We start from the raw sequence: 6335 nt of genomic DNA, 5'->3' as shown, positions 1-6335 counted from the left end.
TTCTGCTGGTTGGGGGACCAGCCCGTGGCACCCGAGGTGAGCAGGAAGTAGACGCCGTTGCGCTTGAACATCGCGGGCGCCTCGCGCCACTGCCCGGCCCAGAGCTTGTTCACCTGGGCGTCGATGGCGGTGTAGTCCGGGGTCAGGCGGTAGACGTGCAGGTCGGCGTTCTCGTTGGCGGCGGAGATCATGTAGCCGGTGCCGTCGGTGTCGACGAACGTGGTGATGTCCCGGGACATGTGGCCCAGCGGACGGAAGCTGCCTTGCCAGGTGTAGTCGCCGTCGACGGTGTCCGAGACGGCCACGGCCGCGCGCGCCTCGGAGTAGTCGGTCGCGCTGCCCTCCTTGTGCATCCACATCACGAACTTTCCGGTCGCGGCGTTGTGGATGACCTTCGGCCGCTCGATGTTCGCACCCACCAGCTCGGGGTGGGTGGCCTCGGTCAGCACGTGGTTGCGGAACTCCCACGTCTTCAGGTCGGTGGAGCGGTAGGCGGAGACATACCGGAAGCTGTTGTCGGCGTGGCGGTCCTCGCCGAACCAGTAGTAGTACGAGCCCACCTTGACGACACCGCCGCCGTGCGCGTGCACGGGGTTGCCGTTCGGGTCGGTGAACCGGGTGGCGTTGGTGATGGTCACCGATGCCGCCTGGGCGGTGCCGGCGGCACCGAGGAGGGAGAGGAGAACGGCACAGAGCGCGGTGAGCACCGTGGCCGTCCCCGAGGATGTGCGTCGCATGATCGCGTACCTCGTGCTGTGAGGGGGATTGTCGGGTGTGGCGGTTGGGGCAGGCAGGGGCGCACCTCCACTACGGGGGTGCTTGCGGCTAGGGGAGAGCGCCGGCGGAGCCGGAAGGCGGCCGCCGGGTGTCCGGCGGTCGCCCGCGGAAGACGGCCACCGCGTTACACGAAGGTGTCGTTCCGTAATGTTCGCGTAAACACGAACGCTTGGGACGAGAGTTTGAGAGGGGCCGCGAAGGCTGTCAAGGATTCGGACAAGAGCGGCCGAAGATTGACCGGTCGGTATGTTTACGTCAACATATTGAAGGTTCCTCCATGTGGGAGGTCTCCGGTGTCTTCTCGACGGAAGGTCGCGTGCATGGCGACGGACAACAGGACTCGGTCACCCCGCTCACGGCCGGCCCGCCAGTGGCCGTCCATGGCGGATGTCGCCACCCTGGCCGGCGTCTCCTCGCAGACGGTGTCCCGGGTGGCGAACAACCGGCAGAACGTCGACTCCGCGACCCGCGAGAAGGTGCTCTCCGCCATGCAGACGCTCGGCTACCGCCCCAACACGGCGGCCCGCGCGCTGGTCACCGGCCGTTTCGGGGCACTGGGCGTCATCAGCTTCGACGTCGGCGCGCACGGCAACGCCCGCACGCTCGGCGCGATCGCCGACGCCGCCCGCGAGGCCGACTTCTCGGTGAACTTCATGGGCGTACGGGCCCAGACCGAGGCCGCCGTGCGCCACGCCTTCCAGCACCTGATGCTGCAGTCCGTCGACGGCATCGTGCTGGTCGAGTCGCAGATGCTCGACACCCCGTCGCTGCGCCTCCCGCCGTCGATGCCGGTGGTGGTCGCCGACGGCGACACCGGCCACGAGTACCCGCACGTCGACTTCGACCAGGCGCACGGCTCCCAGAGCGTGGTGTCCCACCTGCTCGGCCTCGGTCACCGTACGGTCTGGCACCTCGCCGGCCCGGCCGACTCGTTCGCCGCGCGCCGCCGCGCCGAGTCCTGGCGGCGGACCCTCACGGACGCGGGCGCGCCCGTACCGCCCGTGGTGTACGGGGACTGGTCGGCGCGGTCCGGTTACCGGGCCGGGCTCGACCTCGCCCACCGGCCGGAGGTCACGGCCGTCTTCGCCGCGAACGACCAGATGGCGATGGGCCTGATGCGCGCTCTGCACGAGGCGGGCAGGAGCGTGCCCGGCGACGTCAGCGTGGCGGGTTTCGACGACATCGCCGAGGCCGCGTACCTCGTTCCGCCGCTGACGACCGTGCACCAGGACTTCGAGGTGGTCGGCAAGCACTGCGTGGCGCTGCTGCTCGACCAGATCGAGGGCCGTACGGACGGGCCGCGGCGCAGGGCGGTGGAACCCGTCCTCGTGGTGCGTTCGAGCACGGCTCCGCCGCGGCCGGGCGCCCCGGCCTGAAGCCGCAGTCGGACGCGCCGGGGCCCGGCCCCTCCCCCGTGCGGCCGCGAAAGCGCGGCGTCAGCTCTCCCGTCCGCGCGCGGCGGGGGACGCCGTGCTGCGCCGTTCCACCAGGGTGGTCGGCACGAGGCGCACCCCCGTGACCGTCTCGCCCGCCAGCTCCCGCAGGACCGCGTCGACGCACCACTCGCCGACCTGCGCGAAGTCCTGGTGGACCGTGGTCAGCGGCGGGATGAAGGACGCCGCCTCGGGGATGTCGTCGAAGCCGACGACGCTGACGTCCTCGGGGACGCGCACCCCGCGGTCGTGGAAGGCCCGCAGCAGCCCGAGGGCCATCTGGTCGTTGGCCACGAAGACCGCCGTGCACCCGGGCTCGTCGGCGAGCCTCAGACCGGCCTCGTATCCCGATTCGGGGGTCCAGTCCCCGCGCAGCACGGGTGGCACCGTGCGCCCTTCGGCACGCAGCGTCTCCTCCCACGCCTCGGCGCGGCGGCCCGCGGCGAAGGACTCCTCGGGTCCCGCGACGTGCCAGACGGTGTCGTGGCCGAGGCCGAGGAGGTGCCGGACGGCGGCGCGGGCGCCCTGCCGCTGGTCCGTGTCCACCACCGGGAAGTCGGTGGCGTCGGAGTCGACCACGACCACCTTGACGTGCGGCGGCAGGGTGAGGGCGGCGGCGTCGAGCAGGTGCACCTCCATGATCAGCACGACGGCGTCGACCGCCAGCTCGTCGAGGCGGGTGAACGCCCCCTTGACGTTGTCCTGCGTGGGCGCGTCGAGCGGGATGAGCGTGACCGCGTAGCCCGCGCGGGACGCCGAGGCCGCTATGGCGTCCAGGGTCCGGACGTTGCCGGTACTGGTGAGCCCCATCGTGATGACGCCGATGGCCCGGAAGTCACCCCGCTTGAGGGCGCGGGCCGCGCTGTTGGGACGGTATCCCAGCTCCTTCATCGCGTCGAGGACCCGCTTCCGGGTGGCCTCGACGACGGCCGCGTCACCGTTGGAGACGCGTGACACCGTCTGCGAGGACACGCCCGCCAGCTGGGCGACGTCCGCCATGGAAACACGGCGCTGTCTGGTACGCGCCCCCCGCCTGCCGTCGTTCGCGGCCGCCGCCGGTCGGCCGGTCACGTTCTTTTCGGTCACCCGATTCCCTCTCATTCGCTGCCACTTCGTGCTTGACGCCCCCCTGCGGGAATGTCACCATCACGCTACCGATGATTACGTAAACATTTCTCGTCGGCCAGCCCTCCAGCAGGGCCGGTTCTCGGCCACAGGCCGCCCCTGTGCCTCAGGCCGCCACGCCTCAGGCCCCATACCTCGCTCCCGTCTTCCGGACCGACCGGTCACCGACGCTAGGACCACGCCATGACGCTTCTGTCGACGCGCGCTACGGCAGCACCACCGCCCCGCCCACGAGCCCGCTTCCGCCTCCGCAAGGAGGCCCTCGTGGGCTGGGGGTTCGCCGGCCCGTTCGTCGCGGTCTTCGGCCTCGTCTTCCTCGCACCGATCGGCTACGCCGGGTACCTGAGCCTCTTCCAGGACCGGCTCATCGGCGGGACCTCCTTCGTCGGCCTGGACAACTACGGCGAGGCGCTGACGGACCCCCGCTTCTGGGACGGCCTGACGCGCGTCGGCCTCTTCCTGCTGGTGCAGGTGCCGATCATGCTGGGCATCGCGCTCCTCGCCGCCCTCGCGATCGACAGCGGCCGCCTCTACGGCAAGACCTTCTTCCGTGTCTCGATCTTCCTCCCGTACGCCGTGCCCGCCGTCGTCGCCAGCCTCATCTGGGGCTTCATGTACGGCGACCAGTTCGGCCTGGTCGGCAACATCAACGAGGCGCTCGGCGTCAGCCTCCCCAACCCGCTCTCCCCCTCCCTGGTCCTCGCCTCCATCGGCAACATCGTCACCTGGGAGTTCGTCGGTTACAACATGCTGATCTTCTACTCCGCCCTCAAGGTCGTCCCCCGCTCGCTCTACGAGGCGGCGGCGATCGACGGCGCCGGGGAGTGGCGGATCGTGGCCTCGGTCAAGCTGCCGGCCATCCGCAGCGCCCTGGTCATCGCCACGATCTTCTCGATCATCGGCAGCTTCCAGCTCTTCAACGAGCCGAGCATCCTGCAGAAGCTCGCCCCCAACGCCATCACCAACGACCTGACCCCCAACCTCTACACGTACTCGCTGTCGTTCTCGGGGCAGCAGCACAACTACGCGGCGACCGTGGCGATCGTGATGGGCGTGATCACCGCGATCATCGCCTACGCGGTCCAGCTGCGCGGCATGCGGAAGGGCTGAGCCATGACCACCTCCATGACCACCGCGGCCGCCGAGCCCACCCCCACTCCCCCGGAGCCCCAGGCCGGCGGGGCCCCGGCCGCCCCGCACCGCGCCCGCCCCGCCACGCTCCGCGACCGCAAGCGGCTCCCGCACACGCCGCTCAACCCCCGGCGCAGCGTCCCGCTGACCCTCCTCACCGGCCTGGTCCTCGTCTACACCCTGCTCCCGCTCGCCTGGCTGGTCATCAACGCCACCAAGAGCCAGCGGGGACTGCTCGACTCCTTCGGGCTGTGGTTCGCGGACGACTTCAACCTGTGGGACAACATCACCCGCACGGTCACCTACGACGACGGCGTCTTCGTCCGCTGGCTGCTCAACACGCTGCTGTACGTCGCCGCCGGCGCGGGCGGTGCGACGGTCCTCGCCGTCCTCGGCGGCTACGCCCTCGCGAAGTACGACTTCCCCGGCCGCAAGGCGGTCTTCGCGGTCGTCATCGGAGCCGTGGCCGTACCCGGCACGGCGCTCGCGGTGCCCACCTTCCTGATGTTCAGCAACATGGGTCTGACGAACACCCCGTGGGCCGTCATCATCCCCTCGCTGATCTCCCCCTTCGGGCTCTACCTCATGTGGGTCTTCGCCGCCGAGGCCGTCCCCACCGAACTCCTGGAGGCCGCACGCATCGACGGCTCCGGCGAGCTGCGCACCTTTTTCACGATCGCGCTGCCGCTCCTCGTGCCGGGCACCGTCACCGTGCTCCTGTTCTCCATGGTCGCGACCTGGAACAACTACTTCCTGCCGCTGATCATGATCAAGGACCCCGACTGGTACCCGCTGACCCTCGGCCTCAACGCCTGGAACGCGCAGGCGCAGACGGCCGGCGGTGAGGCCGTCTTCGACCTGATCGTCACCGGTTCCCTGCTGACGATCGTCCCGATCGTGGCCGTCTTCCTGCTGCTCCAGCGGTACTGGCAGTCCGGCCTGGCCGCCGGCAGCGTCAAGGAATGACCGCCCCTTCCCACCGATCCACCCCTCACCCGCACGCCCCTCCCCACCCGGAAGTCCGTCCCACCCGCACCACCGACCAGGAGCACCTTCCATGCGTACCCACACATCCCGCAGACTGCTCGGCGCCCTCGCCGTGCTCGCCACGCTCTCGCTGACCGCCACGGCCTGCGGCTCCGACGACTCGGACACCGGCGCCGGCGGCGGCGCCCCGAAGGACGTCGCCGCCGCGCTGGAGAAGGGCGGCAAGGTGACGGTGTGGGCCTGGGAACCCACCCTCAAGAAGGTCGCCGCGGACTTCGAGAAGAAGTACCCCAAGGTCGACGTCGAACTCGTCAACGCCGGCACCGGAGACAAGCAGTACACCGCCCTCCAGAACGCCATCGCCGCCGGCTCCGGCGCACCCGACGTCGCCCAGATCGAGTACTACGCCCTCGGCCAGTTCGCCATCGGCAAGACCGTCGAGGACCTCTCCTCCTACGGCGCCGCGAAGTACGGCACGAGCTTCACGCCCGGCCCGTGGAACGCGGTGTCCGAGGACAAGGCGATCTACGCCCTGCCGATGGACTCGGGCCCGATGGCGTTCTTCTACAACAAGAAGGTCTTCGACAAGCACGGCGTCAAGGTGCCGACCACCTGGGACGAGTACGTGGAGGCGGCACGGACCCTCCACAAGGCCGACCCGAAGATCTTCATCACCAACGACACCGGCGACGCCGGCGCCACCACCAGCCTCATCTGGCAGGCCGGGGGCCGCCCGTACAAGACCGACGGCACGAACGTCACCGTGAATTTCGGCGACGAGGGCACGAGGAAGTACACCGCCACCTGGCAGAAGCTCCTCGACGAGAAGCTCGTCGCACCCATCAGCTCCTGGAGCGACGCCTGGTACAAGGGCCTGGCCGA

The 6335-nt window shown here is 69.9% G+C and carries 5 protein-coding genes and 1 pseudogene; 4 read left to right on the top strand and 2 right to left on the bottom strand.

The window, feature by feature from the left end:
* A pseudogene (locus IE287_RS38985) lies at positions 1–737 on the bottom strand (family 43 glycosylhydrolase); the annotation flags it as partial.
* A 420-nt stretch (positions 738–1157) separates the two neighbouring features.
* Here IE287_RS38985 and IE287_RS37350 point away from each other — a divergent pair.
* A complete protein-coding gene (locus IE287_RS37350) occupies positions 1158–2153 on the top strand; it encodes a LacI family DNA-binding transcriptional regulator (RefSeq protein WP_189853879.1) in 996 nt (331 codons plus the stop codon).
* A 60-nt stretch (positions 2154–2213) separates the two neighbouring features.
* On the opposite strand, the gene IE287_RS37345 is transcribed toward IE287_RS37350, so the two are convergent.
* Positions 2214–3209, bottom strand: coding sequence for a LacI family DNA-binding transcriptional regulator (locus IE287_RS37345; protein ID WP_189853878.1), 996 nt, complete (start codon positions 3207–3209; stop codon positions 2214–2216).
* 309 nt (positions 3210–3518) lie between these two features.
* On the opposite strand from IE287_RS37345, the gene IE287_RS37340 reads away from it, so the two are divergent.
* From IE287_RS37340 to IE287_RS37330, 3 genes are all read left to right on the top strand, one after another.
* Positions 3519–4445 (top strand): carbohydrate ABC transporter permease, encoded by a 927-nt coding sequence (locus IE287_RS37340; RefSeq protein ID WP_189853877.1) that lies wholly within the window; start codon positions 3519–3521, stop codon positions 4443–4445.
* Between the two features lie 3 nt (positions 4446–4448).
* Positions 4449–5432 carry a carbohydrate ABC transporter permease gene (locus tag IE287_RS37335; protein WP_189853876.1) on the top strand — a complete coding sequence of 328 codons (984 nt, stop codon included), beginning with the start codon at positions 4449–4451 and terminating at the stop codon, positions 5430–5432.
* 91 nt (positions 5433–5523) lie between these two features.
* A partial coding sequence (locus IE287_RS37330) for an ABC transporter substrate-binding protein (RefSeq protein ID WP_189853875.1) occupies positions 5524–6335 on the top strand: 812 nt, incomplete at its 3' end.

It is taken from the genome of Streptomyces omiyaensis (genome assembly GCF_014650895.1).
GTDB classification, from domain to species: Bacteria; Actinomycetota; Actinomycetes; order Streptomycetales; family Streptomycetaceae; genus Streptomyces; species Streptomyces omiyaensis.
The sequence above is the reverse complement of the archived record's forward strand: the minus strand, read 5'-3'. Positions and strand labels throughout refer to the sequence as shown.

Excerpts from the sequence above, each read along its gene's own strand:
- IE287_RS37345 (WP_189853878.1), bottom strand. The coding sequence starts at position 3,209 with ATGGCGGACGTCGCCCAGCTGGCGGGCGTGTCCTCGCAGACGGTGTCA.
- IE287_RS37340 (WP_189853877.1), top strand. The coding sequence starts at position 3,519 with ATGACGCTTCTGTCGACGCGCGCTACGGCAGCACCACCGCCCCGCCCA.
- IE287_RS37335 (WP_189853876.1), top strand. The coding sequence starts at position 4,449 with ATGACCACCTCCATGACCACCGCGGCCGCCGAGCCCACCCCCACTCCC.
- IE287_RS37350 (WP_189853879.1), top strand. The coding sequence starts at position 1,158 with ATGGCGGATGTCGCCACCCTGGCCGGCGTCTCCTCGCAGACGGTGTCC.